The organism is Streptococcus mitis (assembly GCF_026782895.1).
Lineage (GTDB): Bacteria > Bacillota > Bacilli > Lactobacillales > Streptococcaceae > Streptococcus > Streptococcus mitis_CB.
Genome location: NZ_JAKUXJ010000002.1, coordinates 51,921 through 67,938, shown reverse-complemented (window position 1 = coordinate 67,938; position 16,018 = coordinate 51,921). Strand labels below are relative to the sequence as shown.

Here is a 16,018-nt window from a genome sequence, read left to right as displayed (position 1 = left end):
GTCCTCCTGATAAAGATCTTGAGGATGTTTCCTCTTTACACTTACTAGTATACAAAATAAAGCGCTTTCTTGTTTATCAACTTTTTTTAATTTTTTAAAAAATGTGAGGAGATTGTGTGAATTTCACAAAAAAGACCTGGAAGAACCAAGCCTTTTAAGTGAATAATAACTGACGAATAGCCGCCAAATCTTCCATATCCAAGTCATTTTTTAAATAATAGACTGGTGTTTGTTCCTTCTTATGAATCGGGTTATTGGTAACCAGCAAATCATAATGTCGAGTTCGGTCATAGGCTTCAATGGTAATAAAACGATTGTATTCCAAATACCGTTTTAAAATGGCTGCCATCCTTGAAAAGACAAGAAAACCAGATGTCAAATCCAGACCAATCCGCATATGCTGACCACCATTTTCTGCCATATATTCCATCAACTGAAGCCATTCCCAGAGAATTTTCTTATCCAAATCCGTCCCCTGCTGAAAGGCAGGTAGAGCATGAAAAATCTCCTCTGCCGTCCCCCTAAAATCATGTTCCATCAGTAAATATGGATGACGATTCTCTAACTTGTACTTGTAGCGATCCTGTAAAATATAGCCCTTATAAAGATAGACTTGAGCACAAAGCTGACTGAGTTCATAGGTAACGTGGTCCTCTGTATAATCACCCAGTAACTCCTCCTTCTTCATTTCTTGAATCAATTGCGTCAGTAAAGCTGCCAACTGCCCTCCAAATCCAAGAATATACTCCATAGTATGAAGAGGAAGAATACGATGAGATAGGAGAAATGAGAAGAAAATCATCATCTCCCCATCCTCAATTCCGAGAGGAAGGTGTTGCCCAGCAAAAAAGGACGGAGCCTTTCTCAGCAAACGAAGATAGGAAATATTGTCAAAATACCCTCGCATTTTCTCTTCTATGACTTGAAACTGACAGGCATTGACCCGTAGACGTTGTTGACTGATGTGGGACCAGAGAACCAAGTCTAACTTCTGCCCCGAAGACAAGCTTGCACCGCAGATTTCTTCTAAAGTGGCAATCTCCTGTTTTCTCTCTGGTTTCTGCATGTGACCTTCCCACTCCTGACTTGACCAGACCTTGCGAAAAAGACAGAAATAGAAATAGCGAATCTGATGCTCTGGACCTCGCCAACGTCCATTTTGGATGGATAAATCAAATTCTGACAAAATATGATTTAAACTAGCTAAGTGGCGACCAAGTGTTGCCTCACTAATCATCAATTCTTGAGCCAGCTGATGGGCTAAAAACTGTTGGTGGTAGAGAAGATAGACTAAAATTTGGTATTTAACAGCATTCTCCAAAAACAAGCTCCGAATATCTCTCCCCTTGGTAGCTGCACCGATCGATAGACGCAGATTTTCATCTTCTAAGTGAATAGTCAGCTCTAAGCCACTATCCAAAGCCTTGTCATTGAGAAGGGTGACATATTTGGTTAGGGTTGCTTTTGAAAATCCTGTTTCCTCCATTACAGCCTTGACGGTCGTCTGAGACTCTTGTAATAGAAAGGAAAGGATTGAAAATTGGCCAGATTCGGCCTTTTCCATCAAATCTCCTAAATACATTTGTTACCCCTTTCATTTTCTTCCTTTAGAATAACACAAAACTTAAAAATGATGAAATAATCTGTTTCTCTTTTTATTTTCATGCTGATTTCCTGGTCCATTATCCTGAAAATCAGCAAACACACGGCTCCCCCTTTGGGCATTTTTATGCTAAAATAGTAGCTATGGATAAAATTATTAAAACTATATCAGAAAGCGGAGCCTTTCGTGCTTTTGTCCTTGATAGCACGGAAACCGTCCGCACTGCTCAAGAAAAACACCAAACCCAAGCTAGCTCAACTGTAGCGCTTGGTCGAACTCTTATCGCCAGCCAGATTCTCGCAGCCAATGAAAAAGGAAATACCAAACTTACAGTTAAGGTGCTGGGATCTAGCTCTCTAGGTGCTATCATCACCGTCGCTGATACCAAGGGGAATGTCAAAGGTTACGTTCAAAATCCTGGTGTTGACATCAAAAAGACTGCAACTGGTGAAGTCCTAGTTGGACCTTTTGTTGGAAATGGTCAATTCCTCGTTATCACAGACTACGGTACTGGAAATCCTTACAACTCCATGACTCCTCTCATCTCTGGGGAAATCGGTGAAGACTTGGCATACTACCTGACAGAAAGCCAACAAACTCCTTCAGCAGTCGGCCTCAATGTTCTTTTAGACAAAGACGACAAGGTCGAAGTTGCCGGTGGTTTTCTTCTCCAAGTATTACCAGGGGCCAAGGAAGAAGAGATTGCCCGCTTTGAAAAACGCATCCAAGAAATGCCAGCCATCTCAACCCTTCTGGAAAGCGATGACCATATCGAAGCCCTTCTCAAGGCCATCTATGGTGACGAATCCTACAAACGTCTTTCTGAAGAAGAAATTCGTTTCCAATGTGATTGCAGCAAAGACCGTTTTATGAACGCTCTTGCCAGCCTTCCAAGCTCAGACTTACAGGAAATGAAAGAGGAAGACCACGGAGCAGAAATCACTTGTCAATTCTGCCAAACTACTTACAACTTTGATGAAAACGACCTGGAGGAACTCATTCGTGACAAATCTTAATACACCTTTTATGATTGGCAATGTTGAGATTCCCAATCGTACCGTTCTAGCGCCTATGGCTGGCGTGACAAACTCAGCCTTTCGTACTATCGCAAAAGAGCTTGGAGCTGGACTCGTTGTAATGGAAATGGTCTCTGACAAGGGAATCCAATACAACAATGAAAAAACCCTGCACATGCTTCATATCGATGAAGGTGAAAACCCTGTTTCTATCCAACTTTTTGGTAGTGATGAAGACAGCCTAGCGCGCGCAGCAGAATTCATCCAAGAAAATACCAAGACCGATATAGTCGATATCAACATGGGCTGCCCAGTTAACAAAATCGTGAAAAACGAAGCTGGCGCTATGTGGCTCAAGGATCCAGACAAGATTTACTCTATTATCAACAAGGTTCAGTCTGTCCTTGATATTCCCCTCACCGTCAAGATGCGTACCGGCTGGTCCGACCCAGCTCTTGCAGTAGAAAATGCCCTCGCTGCTGAAGCTGCAGGCGTTTCTGCCCTCGCCATGCATGGCCGTACCCGTGAGCAAATGTATACAGGTCACGCAGACCTTGAGACCTTGCACGACGTAGCTCAAGCTCTGACCAAGATTCCCTTCATCGCCAACGGTGACATCCGTACAGTTCAAGAAGCCAAGCAACGCATCGAAGAAGTCGGTGCTGATGCAGTTATGATTGGCCGCGCTGCCATGGGAAATCCTTACCTCTTCAACCAAATCAATCATTACTTTGAAACAGGAGAAATCCTACCTGATTTGACCTTTGAAGATAAGATGAAAATCGCCTACGAACACTTGAAACGCTTGATTAACCTCAAAGGAGAAAACGTAGCAGTTCGTGAATTCCGTGGCCTCGCTCCTCACTATCTTCGTGGAACATCTGGTGCAGCTAAACTCCGTGGAGCCATTTCACAAGCTAGCACCCTAGCAGAGATTGAAGCCCTCTTGCAGTTGGATAAGGCATAGTCTCACATCTACAACTCACAAAAACGACAAAGCTCAAAAAATGAGTCTTGTCGTTTTTTATATGTTTTCATCTTGTAAATCTAATTGCTTCACTCTAGCTATATAGTAGGACATAATCAAAAACAAATTGAGGCTGATAATCCAAACAGACCATTCATGAAGAAAATGCATCAATACAGCCAAGCTGATTGCCCCCACTATGAAACTTCCCACAACAATCCCATAATTTAAGGCTTGACGACGGTATTCTTGGATATTTCCTTCTCTTCTAGCAATGCGATACAAAGCGGTCAACATCTTTCGGTAATTTCCAGACGTCATAAAAATGACATAGGGATGATCTTCAATCAAGCTACCCGTAAATGTTAGCATCATCATTCCTGTTCCAAAAGCGATGAAAGGAACTTCTAATAGAGGAGATCGTGAAAAGAAAGGCAAAATAAGTGTCCCAATAAATAAAGGAAGCAACATCTTAACTCGCCAGTAGGCCGTTTTGCGGTATTCTTTCATGTGTAGGGCAAACAGAAATCCTAGAGAAAAGAAGATAATTGAGCAGAATCGTAGCATCGTATTAATAACATTTGAGTCGTGCCAATCAGATATAAGTAGGAGAATATTCCCTGTCTGTGTCGCTACCAAACTACGGTATTGAATATGGCAAAACACATCCAAAGAACCACCTACAAATCCAAGAAATACTCCCATCAGTCGTGTGTTTTGAGGTAATATTAATTTATCCGCCATGTATTATCACTCGTTTTCCTTTGATTTTTTTATTATACCACTTTCTCTTGGAGAAACTAAGTGAAAAACAGTTGGCTCACTCTTTTACAGCACGATTTCTAGTAAAAGTTAAAGCACCAAATTTTATTATTGACTCAAAGCAACACTGGAAACCTTGCCATCCGCTCCTGTTGTAATTTGGATAACTTTCCCTCCACCGATTTTAGCATTATACTTACCATCGTCAAGAGTATAAGAATAGCCTTTGATAGAGTAATTTTCTTTCTTTCCATCAGCAGATTCTACTGTAAATTGACCACCTGATGAAACTGTGATGGTTTCGCCATTTGCTCCCTTCCAATTGCCCGCTGCAGCTGAGAAATCACCATCTACCATGGTTAAAACACCCTTGTAGCGTTTATTTTGCTCTGCTTGTTTGTCTTGAAGTTTGCGGTCAGTTGTAGGATCATAGCTTGATTGGTTAGACTGGGCTTGAGGAGCCTGTTGAGTTGAAGGAGTCTGAGCAGGAGTTTGTTGACTAGCCGCCTGTTGATTAGCCACTTCTTGACCTTGTCTTTGCTCTGGTGCAGGTGCCGCTTGTGATGGCGTTGCAGTTGCTGAAGATTGATCAGTAGATGCCTTGGCCTTTTCAGATGAAGCTGAACTTGAGGACTTCTGAGTCTTGCTTTCTTTGCTAGCAGAAGCTGCTTTAGAGCTTGGTGATTGGCTTGTCTTAGCAGAACTGCTTGCTTGAGTTGTTTCCTTTTTATTTCCACAAGCTCCTAATAGCAAGGTAGAAGCCAATACAGTTGCTGTCATCAATTTGATATAGGTTTTCTTTTTCATTTTTCTACTCCTTTGTAATATTTTAGAAATATAAAGAAATCTTTTTGTAATATAATTGTAACATTCTAATTTAAATATGTCAACAATTTATCTAAACTATTTTAAAAATCTTAAATACTTTAGATACATTTACTCCTCCTACTCTTCTATTCGTAATAAAACATAAAAACAGGAGATTTTCCTATTAAAAATTTGAATTTGTTTTTGTGTAATCGCTTGCATCTTTAAGTACAAAGGAATATAATAACATTGAAATAGAATATAGGAGGTGCACTCTTATGCTAAATAAGTATTACAAGTATCTTCCTTGGCTGATTTTGGGAGCTATTGGCTCTTATCAGTCAGCCACTCACTATGCGCGAACTGCATTTGATGTGTTTTATCTGACTACAATCTTTTTGATTGTTTATATTGCTTTGTTATTTTTACATGAGAACTATCTCAAGTATAGATACAAAGACTTCTTTACTCACATGTTGAGTAATTCTAAGAAAGATAGCCATCCCTAAAACAGTCGCAACAGCAAATCAAACTAATAAAGGCAAATAAAGAGATCGGGAACTTTGTCCCGACCTCTTTATTTCAATCGATAGGTTTTTCTTGGTTTCTTTTTAGGTACTCGTTTGAGTCCGACTTCTTCTACATATTCTCCGTATTTTACGAGAAAGTTATTACTGACGATTGGACGACCGGGGTTGATAAGATTGACCAGTTCAGTTCCTTCGTAGACAGTGAACTCCTCCTCCAGCAGATAAAGGAAGGTCGGATTCCAGTCGAGACGGCCTTGGATTCGTTTGATGGATTCTTGGATAATGGCATAATGGTCAAAAGCGAAGGCTTGCTCCTCCAATTCTAGTCCATCCAAGAAGCACTTGCCTGTCTGAAAATCAACATCTACGAAAACGACATCCTTGGCATCGTCCCCTGCTTGAACAAGTTCTAATGCACGACTAGGCAGATAAACCAAGTGGGCAATAGTCACTGTCCAGCCCCGGGGGTCACGGCTGGGGGTCGATACGGTCATCAATTGCTCGATTTTTTCCAAAGGAAGATCGAGATTGACTTCTTCTCTCACCTCACGCTGACAGGCATGCGCAGCATCTTCACCCTTGTCCATAAATCCTCCAACCAGAGCCAAACAATTTTGATAAGGATGAGCCTTTCGGCGAATTAATAAGAGCTTGATCTTTCCTTCAACAAAGCAGTAGGCTACCATATCCACCGTCACACTTGGTTTTTCGTATTGAGGGAGTTCCTGCTTGTAGTACCAATTCAAAAACTCCTCCTGACTGGCATGAATTTCAAAATATTCTTTTTCCGTCATCCCTGCTGGAATCATCGTGTCCGTCATTTTACGCCTCCTTACGAACTGCCTTGGTCCATTGGTACCAACCTACTAGACTATTGAGTGTGTAAACCCAGTACATCCCTTGGATGTGGATGTTTTCACCCCACCAGAGGTAAATACTAAAGAGATTAGTTGCAATCCAGAAAATCCACTGCTCACGGTAGAGACGTGTCATCAAGAGCTGACCGACACCATTGGTCGCATCGGTAACACTATCACGGAAAGGGCGAGCGCTATTGATACTTTGGTATGCCAAGCCCATACCAATCCAAATGATAGCAGTCAAAGCCAAGTACTTAAGCCAGTCAAGCACAGATAATTTCTTAGCTTCAAAGTGAGATTCTTCTACTTTTCCTTGGTCATTGATACGGTTGGACAGCCAAGCATAGAGACCAATCGGCTGCATGACAAAGAAGTAAACGGTCGTCAAGACTTCGCCATAAAAAGTCGCATTCATGGCCAAAATCAAATAGATAGCAGAGTTAATGGCCCCAAAGAGATAATTGCTTGCACGCCCTTCTGCTACCAATATAACACAGACAATCCCAGTCCAAGATGCCAACAAGCTAAGCCAGTCATGACTCTCTGTATTTTGAGTGAATTCCAAGATCAAGGGAACACTTGACAGGACGATGAGATACAACCACTGGAAGAGGCTACGGCCGACAAAGAGATCTTTCCAGAGCAGGCGCATGATTCCTGCAAAACCGATCTTGCGGGCTTCCGCATGGACATTTTTAAAGTTTTCGATAAATTGTGTGATTTTTTTAGTTAGTTTTTTCATATTTTTCTCCTAATCTGCTTGGTAAATGCTATCAATAGCCACTTTTGCTGCTTCATAATTGCCTAGATAATCCTCCGCTAGATAAACTAGTGGAATGTTTGCTAAGTAGCGCTCTCTCATCTGATCCAAATGCTGGGAAAAACTATGACGAATATGGTCTTCCGCCATGGTCATATCTCTAAAACCATCATTGACATAGGAGCCGACAGGTTGCACAAAGAGAATCAAGTCCCATTTCTCCTTAGCCAAAATCGAGACAAAGAGATTATCAAAAGTCTCTCCCGATAAGTCCTCTTGATCCTCAGTCTCCATGTAATAATCATAGTAGCCCTTAGTTACTAAGGAGTTGGTGTCAGCTATCACCAATCCCCTATTGGCATTACTGTCAATTAACTTAGAGGTCTGGTCATACTGCCCCAACAGGAGATAATAGTAATCTTTTGGAGTCAATTCATCGTCGCGGACATTGTTTTTGATCTGGTACTCACGTGCGTATTCCAAGCTGACTGGTGCATCGTAATACCTTGCCAAATCCTTGGCTAAAGTGGTCTTCCCATTGCTAGCACTTCCCATAATCAACACTTTCTTTGTAAACTGACGTCGGAAGGGTTGAGCAATATATTTCCAATATTTGCTTGGATTTTCTCGAATCATAGTTGCTGAGATACCAAACTTTCTTTCTTGCAAGACAGTCTCAAAGCCACGATTTGATAATTCTTGCTGGTAGTCTGCTTCTCCCACAAAGAAAATTAGTTCTTGCTGGGTTTCATCATAGGAAATCTCCGCTAACATTTTGTCCAACCACTCCTGCCAGCCCATAGGGTAACGAGGAAGATTGGTTTCATCTAACTTGCAGACAGAGGTCAACTCGTCATCACCAAAGGCCTCTCGGATATAGCGAAATCTTTTTTGAAGCGTTAAACCTACCTGCTCCCCTCTGTCTCCCTCATAGCCTGAAACGACAACCCAGACCCGGTCACACTGTCGCTTCGCTCGCTGGATTAGATCGATATGTCCTTGATGAAGAGGAGCAAAGGTTCCAAATACCACTGCTGTTTTCTTTTTCATAAACCTATTGCCTTTTTATAATTTTAAATATTTTTATTATCTATGTTTTTATTATAAACTATATTTTTGTTTTGTCAATAGTTTTTTATCATTTTTTATAAAAAGATTGCGAAAAAGAGAATCAAGATTGCTCCTGATTCTCCATTTTTATGCAATATCAAATTTTAACTGGCCTGCTTTAACACCAATCTTAAGTGTGCTGCCTGCCTCTAATTCTCCCTTGAGAAGAAGTTCTGCCAACTTGTCTTCCACTTCTGTTTGTAGGGTTCTACGAAGTGGACGAGCTCCCATCTCTGGGTCATATCCTTGATTTGCCAACAATTTCAGTGCAGAAGCTTGTAATTTCAAGTCAATGCCTTTTTCAGCCAAACTTGCCACTAAAGGTTTAACCATAATCTTCACTACTTCCTGCATATTATCGCTAGATAGGCTATGGAAGACCACCTTTTCATCAATACGGTTGATAAACTCCGGCCTATAAGCTTTTTTCAGCTCTTCAAACATGCGTTTCTCCATATTCTCCTGGTCAAAACGAATGTCCTTAGCACCAAATCCAACTGTCTTGTCATCACGAAGGGCTGTCGCACCAAGATTTGACGTCATGATGATAATGGTATTTGAAAAGTCAACCTTGCGCCCCTTGCTATCTGTCAAGACACCATCATCCAAGACCTGCAAGAGGACATTAAAGATATCAGGGTGGGCCTTCTCTACCTCGTCAAAGAGGAGAACGGAATAGGGTTTGTTGCGAACCTTCTCGGTCAACTCCCCACCTTCTTCATAACCCACATAACCCGGAGGAGCTCCATTGAGACGGCTGGCTGCGAATTTCTCCATATACTCACTCATATCAAAGCGGATAAGGGCTGATTCGTCATCAAAAAGAACTTCTGCTAGAGCCTTAGCCAATTCGGTCTTCCCGACACCTGTGGGTCCTAGGAACATAAAGGAACCAATCGGACGCTTGTGACTGCGAATCCCTGACTGATTGCGGCGAATCGCACGGCTAATGCTTGAAACTGCTTGATCTTGACCGATGACACGTTTGTGCAGTTCAGCTTCCAAGTTTAAGTATTTCTTAGCATCAGTCTGAGTCAGTTTTTGGACTGGAATACCTGACAAGCGACTCAAGGTGGTCAAAATATCAGACTCTGTCACCAAGTCTTTATAGACAGGCACTTCCTCTTCTTTTGCGATTAGCTGGGCTGCCTGTTTCCACTTGCCATCCATCAAGGCCTTGTCCGCTGGACTCAAACCTGAATCGTCTGCTTTTACATGCTTTGCCTTATTTTGCACTGTTGCTGCTGCCTCATCCAAGAGATCGATAGCAGAGTCTGGCAAGTGACGACTAGTCAAGTAACGATGCGCCATCTTGACAGCTGTTTTGACCGCTTCATCTGTGATTTGCACACGGTGATGTTTCTCATAAGTCGCCTTCAAGCCTTGCAAAATGGCCATACTGTCGGCCACACTTGGCTCTTCAATCGTCACTTTGGCGAAACGACGAGAAAGGGCCACATCTTTTTCGATGTGTTTTTGATATTCTTCCTGAGTGGTCGCACCAACTGTTCTCAAGGTGCCACGCGCCAAGGCTGGCTTCAAGATATTGGCCGCATCCAGAGTTGAGTCAATTCCACTACCAGAACCCATGATAGTATGAAGTTCGTCGATAAAGAGAATCACTTGGCCATCTTCTTCAATATCCTTAATGATATTATTCATGCGTTCTTCAAAGTCACCACGGAAACGTGTACCTGCAACAACGTTCATCAAATCAAGCTCTAACACGCGCATCTTAGACATTTCCGCAGGCACATCCCCACTAGCAATTCGCTGGGCAAGACCAAGCGCCAGAGCTGTTTTCCCGACACCAGCATCTCCAACCAAGACAGGATTGTTCTTGGTCTTACGGCTCAAGATTTGAATCATACGCGAGATTTCCTTATCCCGACCGATGACCGGCTCCAACTTGCCAGAACGCGCTTGCTCTGTCAAATCATGCGTATAGTCCTCGAGACCACCGCTCGGAGTCTGCGGCATGCCCATCATATTGGCCATAGAATTTTGCTTGTCAGCTACTGTACGATGGCGTTGGCGTAGAGCCTTGAGGTCTTCACGAGTCCAGCCTGCACGTTCTTCTAGATTTCGACGTAGGGCAGCAATCTTAACCTGATCTTTCTTGTCTTCATAAGAAAAACCAGCCCTCTCCAAAATACGAGTCGCCAAGGCATTTCCATCATGTAAAATCGCATAAAGGACGTGCTCCGTCCCTAGCACCTTAGCATGGACCACTGACGCTACATACTCTGCTTCGTCAAAAAGAACCTGCAAACGATGGGAGAACGGCAATTCCGTAAAGGTTTCATGCTGGCTATAGTCCGTTTCAGTCAGTTCTAAAGCCACCTCTTCTAAACGGTCTATCTCATATGGATAATCATTTAAAGTCGCCCCTGCCACACTATAACTGTGATTGGACATGGCAATCAACAAGTGCCAAGACTCTAGATAACGAGCTCCAAAATGGCCAGCAACCATGTAGGCACTTTCGATACATTCATTCAATGCTTTTGAATAGTTCATCTTACTTCCCTTTTCTATCTACTTCTTGTATGACCTGTCGTAGCATATTAGCACGAACAACTGGAGCTTCTTCTCCTAGAATGCGATCCAAAGCTACTGCTACCAGCAAATTCATCTCCTGCTTGGTCATCAATTCCTGCTCAACCAAAAGCTGTAGAATATCCTCATAAATTTCTTGACTGATCCGCTCACCAATTGAGTAAAGCAGCTCCTTGAGCATTTCATGATGACTAGAAAACTCAATCCGTCCTATACGAATATAGCCTCCGCCACCACGCTTACTTTCAACCAAGTAGCCCCTACTTTCCGTAAAGCGTGTCTTGATCACATAGTTAATCTGACTGGGAACAACCTGAAAAGTATCTGCCAACTGACTCCGTTGCAACTCCACAATTCCAGATTGATCTAAAATCGCCTTGATGTAGGCCTCAATATGATCCGATGTATTTTTAAATCTCATTACAAACCCACCTCTCTCTTTAAACCTTGACTATCTTTGACTATTATACCGAAATTTTCTCATTTTTAAAAGAAAAAGGGCGCTGGTAAAGGATAATCTTCACCAACTCCCTATTTTTCTACTTATCTAAGCCTAATTCTGCCAAGATTTGACGTTTGTAGGCAATTTTTTGAACTTCCTTGTCCTCATCTTCAGACCAATCTAGTTTAATTTCTGAAACAATCTGCCCAGGGCGATTTTTCAAGATATAGATACGGTCGCTGAGATTGAGGGCCTCCTCAATACTATGCGTAATAATCAGGGTCGTCAATTGCAACTGCTTGTGAATCTCCAGATACCAAGCATGGAGTTCCATCTTGGTTATCTCATCCAAGGCGCTAAAGGCCTCATCTAAGAGAAAGAGCTTGTGCCCGAAAAGGTAAGTCCGGAGTAAGGTTACACGCTGGCGCATCCCACCACTGAGTTCATGAGGGTATTTATCTCTTACAGCTGTCAACTGGAAGGTCGCAAGAATTTCATCTGCGCGAGCAATAGCTTCTGCCTTATCCACCTTTTGAATCAAGAGGGGCAGAATGATATTACCAAGCACCGTCTTGTGCTCCAAGAGCAGATCCTTTTGTAACATATAACTCACGCGCCCCTTGGGATTTTCTTCACCATCAAGGACAATTCTCCCTGACTGAACTTCTAAAATCCCCGCAATTAAGTTGAAAAGCGTAGTCTTACCAACACCACTTGGGCCTAGGATAGAAACCACTTCACCTGAAGTCACTTTCAGATTGATATCCTCTAAAATCCTATCTTGTCCGTAGGCATAACTGACGTGTTCTAGTCTTATTTCTGTCATTATTTCACAAATTCGTTGGTGAAGCCTTTGTCTGTCAAGTCTTCTTTAAGGATACCATTTTCTTTATCCCATTTGTAGAAGGCATTCCAGCGAGCTGCATCAAATTGCCCCCATTTTTCCTTGTCGCTTGCGTATTCTTTTGACAAGTATTTTTGAGATTCGATGACAAAGTCACGTTTTTCCTTGAGTTCAGGTGCATTTTTGATGAGGATATCAGCTGCTTCCTCTGGATGCTCCATAGCATATTGGTATCCTTTTTTGATAGCTTGGATGACTTTACGTGCTTCTTCTTTGTTGTCTTTGAGGTAGTCGTTGTTAGCAATGATGACTGGTGAGTAATAGTCAAATTCTTTAACGTAGTCTTTCAAGTACATAAAGTTAGCATCTACACCTTGAGATTTGGCAAGGATACCATCCCATCCGTAGTAGATCCATGCAGTATCAAATACTCCATTGGCAATCGGTGTAATTGAGTTTGAGTCGTTATTTGGTACTTTTTCAACCTTCTCAAAGTCCCCACCTTGTGATTCTACCAAGGTTTTCAACATAGCAAGTTCAGTTGGGTCATTCCAAGTTCCGTATTTCTTACCAACCAAGTCTTTTGGACTAGCTACATTGTCAGATTTACGAGAGATGATTCCTGATGTATTGTGTTCTACGATAGCTGCAACGGCAGTAATTCCTGCCCCTTTTTCCAATTTTTTAGCCATATAGTCTTGGAAATAGACTGCAAATGGTGCCTTACCGTTAATAACCAAGTCAGAAGAACTTTCTTCTGGTGGCAATTTCAAATCAACATCCACCCCAGCTTCCTTGAAGTAGCCTTTTTCCTTAGCCACATAAAGCCCTGTGTGGTTGGTATTTGGTGTCCAGTCTAGGATAAAGTCAATCTTCTTAAGTTCTGCTTCTTTGTTGTCCTTGGAAGCAGTTCCTTGACCACAGGCCACAAGCACAACAGCTACAAGAGCTGTTAAAACAGTTAAAAACACTTTCCATGTTTTTTTCATTTTGATTTCCTCTTTTCTTTTTCCGAAACATTCTAATTCTACGAACGTTTCCATTTAATAACATATTTCTCGCTGACATCGACCAATTTCATACCAAGAAGGCTGATAATCGATACCAGAATAATAATAGCGAACATGGTATCATACTGAAACAATTTCTTGGACTGAATCATGTAGACACCTAGTCCTTCAAAGCCTCCCAACCACTCAGATACTACTGTTGTGATAAAAGCGTAGGAGACACTGACCCTCAGACCTGCATAAAAGTAAGGCAAACTGACTGGGATTTTAAAATGCCAAAGAATTTGCCAAGGTTTGGCTCGCATCAGACTAAACAAGGTCAGCATATCCTTGTCACAGTGCCTAAAACCGTCCAAGATGCTGACGATGATAGGAAAGGTTGTCGTCAAGATAATCAAGACAATCTTGGGCAAAATCCCATAACCGAGCCACAAGACCAAGATAGGAGCTATGGCAATAGTCGGAATGGTCTGAACGACCACCATCATAGGGTAAATCAGGTCATTGAGCCAAGTCAAACTATCCATGAGCACAGCCATGAGACAGGCAATCAAGACTCCCAAAATTAGACCTAGCAAAGCCACTCTCAAGGTCGCCCAGCTATGGTGCCAGAGAAATTCTCTATCACGCACAAAAGACTGGAGGATTTCAAGAGGTGTCGGCAGGATAAACTTGGGGAGAAGTTTAAGAAAACCTGCTAACTGCCAGATTGACAAGACTCCTAGAAAGCCCAATAGACTAATGTGTCGTCTCAGTATACTTTTCAAGTTTCTCATCAATACTTAAAATCTCTCCTACATTTATTTTGACATTAGAAAAGACATTATCTGCCTCCTGCCCTGCCACTTCCAGCGCTTCTTTTAGAATGCGCATGAGTTCATCAAACTCCCCTTCCAAGACCGTTTCAAATGGTGTCACCACCATAGTCACCTCTTGAGCTTGCAGATAAGCAATGACCTGATCAATAACAGCAATCCGATCAATCCCCTGTGATAGTGGTAAAACTTGCAAGGCAATGCTTGCTTTCATAACAACCTCCTCTTCTCGTTTTCCTTTGACAAAAAGAAAAACCTTTACCATATATGTAAAAGGTGCAGAATAGACTAAGTATCGTTCCCTACGCTGGCATTACCCAGATCAGGTGCGGTCGAAGTTTAACACTTCCTCTCAGACTGTACACAGACTCCCATATATTATATGGACATATGATAGCGCAAAACAAAAAAAATGTCAAGGAAACTGCTTACAGAAAAGAGTAGGAAAATTTTCCTACTCCCATTTTCTATACTCGTTCTCCATCACTATTTACTCTGTAGCCATCCACCGTCGTATTGACGGCTAAGGCGCCCGAAGAGTAAGAGTAATACCACTTACCAGAGACTTGATACCAACCTGTTTTCATTGCCCCTGAACTATCTAAATAATACCACAGACCATTTTCCTTTAACCAGCCTGTCTGCATTTCACCAGATGATTTCAAATAATACCAACTAGATCCGTCTTTCAGCCAACCCGTTGATTTAGACCCATTTGATTTGAAATGATACCAACTACCATTTATTTTCTTCCAACCAATAGTCAATCCATTATTGGATCCATAGTTAGAACTATTCCCTGATTGATTCTGTGAAGAGGTTACTCCCTCTAGCTGGATATAGCGACGACTTCCGTTATAAGCCGTATAACTCAACCACTTGTATCCATCTTTTTCGAGAATTTGATCATAATGAACATTCTCCCCAGGATAATAGTAATCAATCGCAGTTGCGCTAGCTAGAGGCTGATTTTTGATAGCAGCCTTAGTCTTAAAATAATGTGTTCCTCCTGTTGAAGCTGAGGATTGACTATTCCCAACACTGCCACCAGCTAAATCTTTAAAATGAATAAACCCCGTCATAGTATTTGCCTTCACGATGCGCTTGTTGTAAGATTCCCTTATTCCATAATTGTATTCTTCAATCTCAATCTCATCTCCTATTACATTTGACACCCAAGCAACATGACCATAAGTTCCTGCAGTAGACCAAGCAATAGAGCCAATCGTTGGTGTATTATCGACACGATAACCTTCACGACGAGCACGATAGCCCCATTCATTCGCATTCCCATAAGCAGCCGGAATCTCAAAACCATTGACATTACTCAAACGAAAGGCTGCAAAAGAAGTACACTGACGAGAATACATGCGCCACTTATCAATCTCCTGGCTCCCATTTTTATAATGAGCAGGATAATCATCCCCACGCGCAATCGATCCATTTCCTCCGGAATAGGCATATACACTATTACCCGCTGCTAACATCAATCCTACTACTAAAAAGGGAACAACCTTTTTAGCTGATTTTCTGAAAGAAAATCTTGTCTCTGCTACTTTAAATGGTGAAATTTTCATTCTTCCTCCTTGAAAAATAATATAAATCGAAGATTACCTTCACTTAAACTATTCGGAGAAAAAAAGAAAAAGTGAGAAAATTTCTCACTTTAGTCAAGATAATGAATCAAATTCTTTTCTGTAAGGATATCTGAGTAAGTAAAGGATTCAACGTAAACATTAGCTTGTTTATCTCCTTCAACGTTTCCAAATTCAACGATAAATAGGGATGGATAAACCTCAATTAGCTTACCCAATCTATTTTTTTGGCGCTTACGACCATTCTCCAAAGTCATTTCTACGACTTGACCCTCATGTGCCTTGATTTCTTCTTTGATTTTTTTCATCTTGGCTACATCTGTAAATGCATCTGACAT

The 16,018-nt window shown here is 41.7% G+C and carries 17 protein-coding genes and 1 riboswitch; of the genes, 3 read left to right on the top strand and 14 right to left on the bottom strand.

All coding sequences use genetic code 11. The features are described from left to right. Positions 1–154 precede the first annotated feature (154 nt). The gene (locus MK480_RS02115; RefSeq protein ID WP_049491158.1) at positions 155–1,582 is read right to left on the bottom strand and encodes an AcpB/EbpR/MafR family transcriptional regulator; all 1,428 of its coding nucleotides are present in this window, start codon (positions 1,580–1,582) and stop codon (positions 155–157) included. A gap of 164 nt (positions 1,583–1,746) precedes the next feature. On the opposite strand from MK480_RS02115, the gene hslO reads away from it, so the two are divergent. Beyond that, positions 1,747–2,619 (top strand): Hsp33 family molecular chaperone HslO, encoded by an 873-nt coding sequence (hslO, locus tag MK480_RS02110; RefSeq protein WP_261030059.1) that lies wholly within the window; start codon positions 1,747–1,749, stop codon positions 2,617–2,619. After that, positions 2,606–3,586: a tRNA dihydrouridine synthase DusB gene (dusB, locus tag MK480_RS02105; RefSeq protein ID WP_049551175.1), complete on the top strand. Its 981-nt coding sequence runs from the start codon at positions 2,606–2,608 to the stop codon at positions 3,584–3,586. The genes hslO and dusB overlap by 14 nt, the downstream gene beginning before the upstream one ends. A gap of 57 nt (positions 3,587–3,643) precedes the next feature. On the opposite strand, the gene MK480_RS02100 is transcribed toward dusB, so the two are convergent. After that, the gene (locus MK480_RS02100; protein ID WP_084887729.1) at positions 3,644–4,330 is read right to left on the bottom strand and encodes a YoaK family protein; all 687 of its coding nucleotides are present in this window, start codon (positions 4,328–4,330) and stop codon (positions 3,644–3,646) included. Positions 4,331–4,456: 126 nt separating this feature from the next. Further along, positions 4,457–5,155, bottom strand: a complete 699-nt coding sequence (locus MK480_RS02095; RefSeq protein ID WP_268707128.1) for a hypothetical protein — start codon at positions 5,153–5,155, stop codon at positions 4,457–4,459. Positions 5,156–5,433: 278 nt separating this feature from the next. On the opposite strand from MK480_RS02095, the gene MK480_RS02090 reads away from it, so the two are divergent. Then, complete coding sequence (locus MK480_RS02090) at positions 5,434–5,664, top strand: hypothetical protein (protein ID WP_024057553.1); 231 nt, start codon at positions 5,434–5,436, stop codon at positions 5,662–5,664. 68 nt (positions 5,665–5,732) lie between these two features. On the opposite strand, the gene MK480_RS02085 is transcribed toward MK480_RS02090, so the two are convergent. From MK480_RS02085 to MK480_RS02035, 11 genes are all read right to left on the bottom strand, one after another. Then, the gene (locus tag MK480_RS02085) at positions 5,733–6,506 is read right to left on the bottom strand and encodes an NUDIX hydrolase (RefSeq protein ID WP_268707127.1); all 774 of its coding nucleotides are present in this window, start codon (positions 6,504–6,506) and stop codon (positions 5,733–5,735) included. 1 nt (position 6,507) lies between these two features. Continuing rightward, positions 6,508–7,287, bottom strand: a complete 780-nt coding sequence (gene pnuC, locus MK480_RS02080; RefSeq protein WP_268707126.1) for a nicotinamide riboside transporter PnuC — start codon at positions 7,285–7,287, stop codon at positions 6,508–6,510. A 9-nt stretch (positions 7,288–7,296) separates the two neighbouring features. Further along, positions 7,297–8,355 carry an AAA family ATPase gene (locus MK480_RS02075; RefSeq protein WP_268707125.1) on the bottom strand — a complete coding sequence of 353 codons (1,059 nt, stop codon included), beginning with the start codon at positions 8,353–8,355 and terminating at the stop codon, positions 7,297–7,299. A 147-nt stretch (positions 8,356–8,502) separates the two neighbouring features. Next, entirely contained in the window at positions 8,503–10,935 is a 2,433-nt protein-coding gene (locus MK480_RS02070) for an ATP-dependent Clp protease ATP-binding subunit (RefSeq protein WP_268707124.1), read from the bottom strand. A 1-nt stretch (position 10,936) separates the two neighbouring features. Next, positions 10,937–11,395, bottom strand: a complete 459-nt coding sequence (locus MK480_RS02065) for a CtsR family transcriptional regulator (RefSeq protein ID WP_261029080.1) — start codon at positions 11,393–11,395, stop codon at positions 10,937–10,939. Positions 11,396–11,513: 118 nt separating this feature from the next. Next, positions 11,514–12,242 (bottom strand): ABC transporter ATP-binding protein, encoded by a 729-nt coding sequence (locus MK480_RS02060; protein WP_268707123.1) that lies wholly within the window; start codon positions 12,240–12,242, stop codon positions 11,514–11,516. Further along, a complete protein-coding gene (locus MK480_RS02055) occupies positions 12,242–13,249 on the bottom strand; it encodes an ABC transporter substrate-binding protein (protein ID WP_004255331.1) in 1,008 nt (335 codons plus the stop codon). The genes MK480_RS02060 and MK480_RS02055 overlap by 1 nt, the downstream gene beginning before the upstream one ends. A gap of 38 nt (positions 13,250–13,287) precedes the next feature. Next, positions 13,288–14,046 carry an ABC transporter permease gene (locus MK480_RS02050; protein WP_162199275.1) on the bottom strand — a complete coding sequence of 253 codons (759 nt, stop codon included), beginning with the start codon at positions 14,044–14,046 and terminating at the stop codon, positions 13,288–13,290. Then, a complete protein-coding gene (locus MK480_RS02045; RefSeq protein WP_153198934.1) occupies positions 14,009–14,299 on the bottom strand; it encodes a thiamine-binding protein in 291 nt (96 codons plus the stop codon). The genes MK480_RS02050 and MK480_RS02045 overlap by 38 nt, the downstream gene beginning before the upstream one ends. Positions 14,300–14,367: 68 nt before the next feature. Further along, a riboswitch (TPP riboswitch) is annotated at positions 14,368–14,470 on the bottom strand. An 82-nt stretch (positions 14,471–14,552) separates the two neighbouring features. After that, positions 14,553–15,662: a choline binding-anchored murein hydrolase CbpD gene (cbpD, locus tag MK480_RS02040; protein WP_084926269.1), complete on the bottom strand. Its 1,110-nt coding sequence runs from the start codon at positions 15,660–15,662 to the stop codon at positions 14,553–14,555. 89 nt (positions 15,663–15,751) lie between these two features. After that, positions 15,752–16,018: a Veg family protein gene (locus MK480_RS02035; protein ID WP_001278169.1), complete on the bottom strand. Its 267-nt coding sequence runs from the start codon at positions 16,016–16,018 to the stop codon at positions 15,752–15,754.

Bases quoted from the DNA above. Each gene is read 5' to 3' on its own strand.
- MK480_RS02075 (WP_268707125.1), bottom strand. From the start codon at position 8,355: ATGAAAAAGAAAACAGCAGTGGTATTTGGAACCTTTGCTCCTCTTCAT.
- MK480_RS02090 (WP_024057553.1), top strand. From the start codon at position 5,434: ATGCTAAATAAGTATTACAAGTATCTTCCTTGGCTGATTTTGGGAGCT.
- MK480_RS02100 (WP_084887729.1), bottom strand. From the start codon at position 4,330: ATGGCGGATAAATTAATATTACCTCAAAACACACGACTGATGGGAGTA.
- MK480_RS02045 (WP_153198934.1), bottom strand. From the start codon at position 14,299: ATGAAAGCAAGCATTGCCTTGCAAGTTTTACCACTATCACAGGGGATT.
- cbpD (WP_084926269.1), bottom strand. From the start codon at position 15,662: ATGAAAATTTCACCATTTAAAGTAGCAGAGACAAGATTTTCTTTCAGA.
- MK480_RS02060 (WP_268707123.1), bottom strand. From the start codon at position 12,242: ATGACAGAAATAAGACTAGAACACGTCAGTTATGCCTACGGACAAGAT.
- MK480_RS02050 (WP_162199275.1), bottom strand. From the start codon at position 14,046: ATGAGAAACTTGAAAAGTATACTGAGACGACACATTAGTCTATTGGGC.
- MK480_RS02035 (WP_001278169.1), bottom strand. From the start codon at position 16,018: ATGTCAGATGCATTTACAGATGTAGCCAAGATGAAAAAAATCAAAGAA.
- MK480_RS02115 (WP_049491158.1), bottom strand. From the start codon at position 1,582: ATGTATTTAGGAGATTTGATGGAAAAGGCCGAATCTGGCCAATTTTCA.
- MK480_RS02095 (WP_268707128.1), bottom strand. From the start codon at position 5,155: ATGAAAAAGAAAACCTATATCAAATTGATGACAGCAACTGTATTGGCT.
- MK480_RS02085 (WP_268707127.1), bottom strand. From the start codon at position 6,506: ATGACGGACACGATGATTCCAGCAGGGATGACGGAAAAAGAATATTTT.
- hslO (WP_261030059.1), top strand. From the start codon at position 1,747: ATGGATAAAATTATTAAAACTATATCAGAAAGCGGAGCCTTTCGTGCT.
- MK480_RS02070 (WP_268707124.1), bottom strand. From the start codon at position 10,935: ATGAACTATTCAAAAGCATTGAATGAATGTATCGAAAGTGCCTACATG.
- MK480_RS02065 (WP_261029080.1), bottom strand. From the start codon at position 11,395: ATGAGATTTAAAAATACATCGGATCATATTGAGGCCTACATCAAGGCG.
- MK480_RS02055 (WP_004255331.1), bottom strand. From the start codon at position 13,249: ATGAAAAAAACATGGAAAGTGTTTTTAACTGTTTTAACAGCTCTTGTA.
- pnuC (WP_268707126.1), bottom strand. From the start codon at position 7,287: ATGAAAAAACTAACTAAAAAAATCACACAATTTATCGAAAACTTTAAA.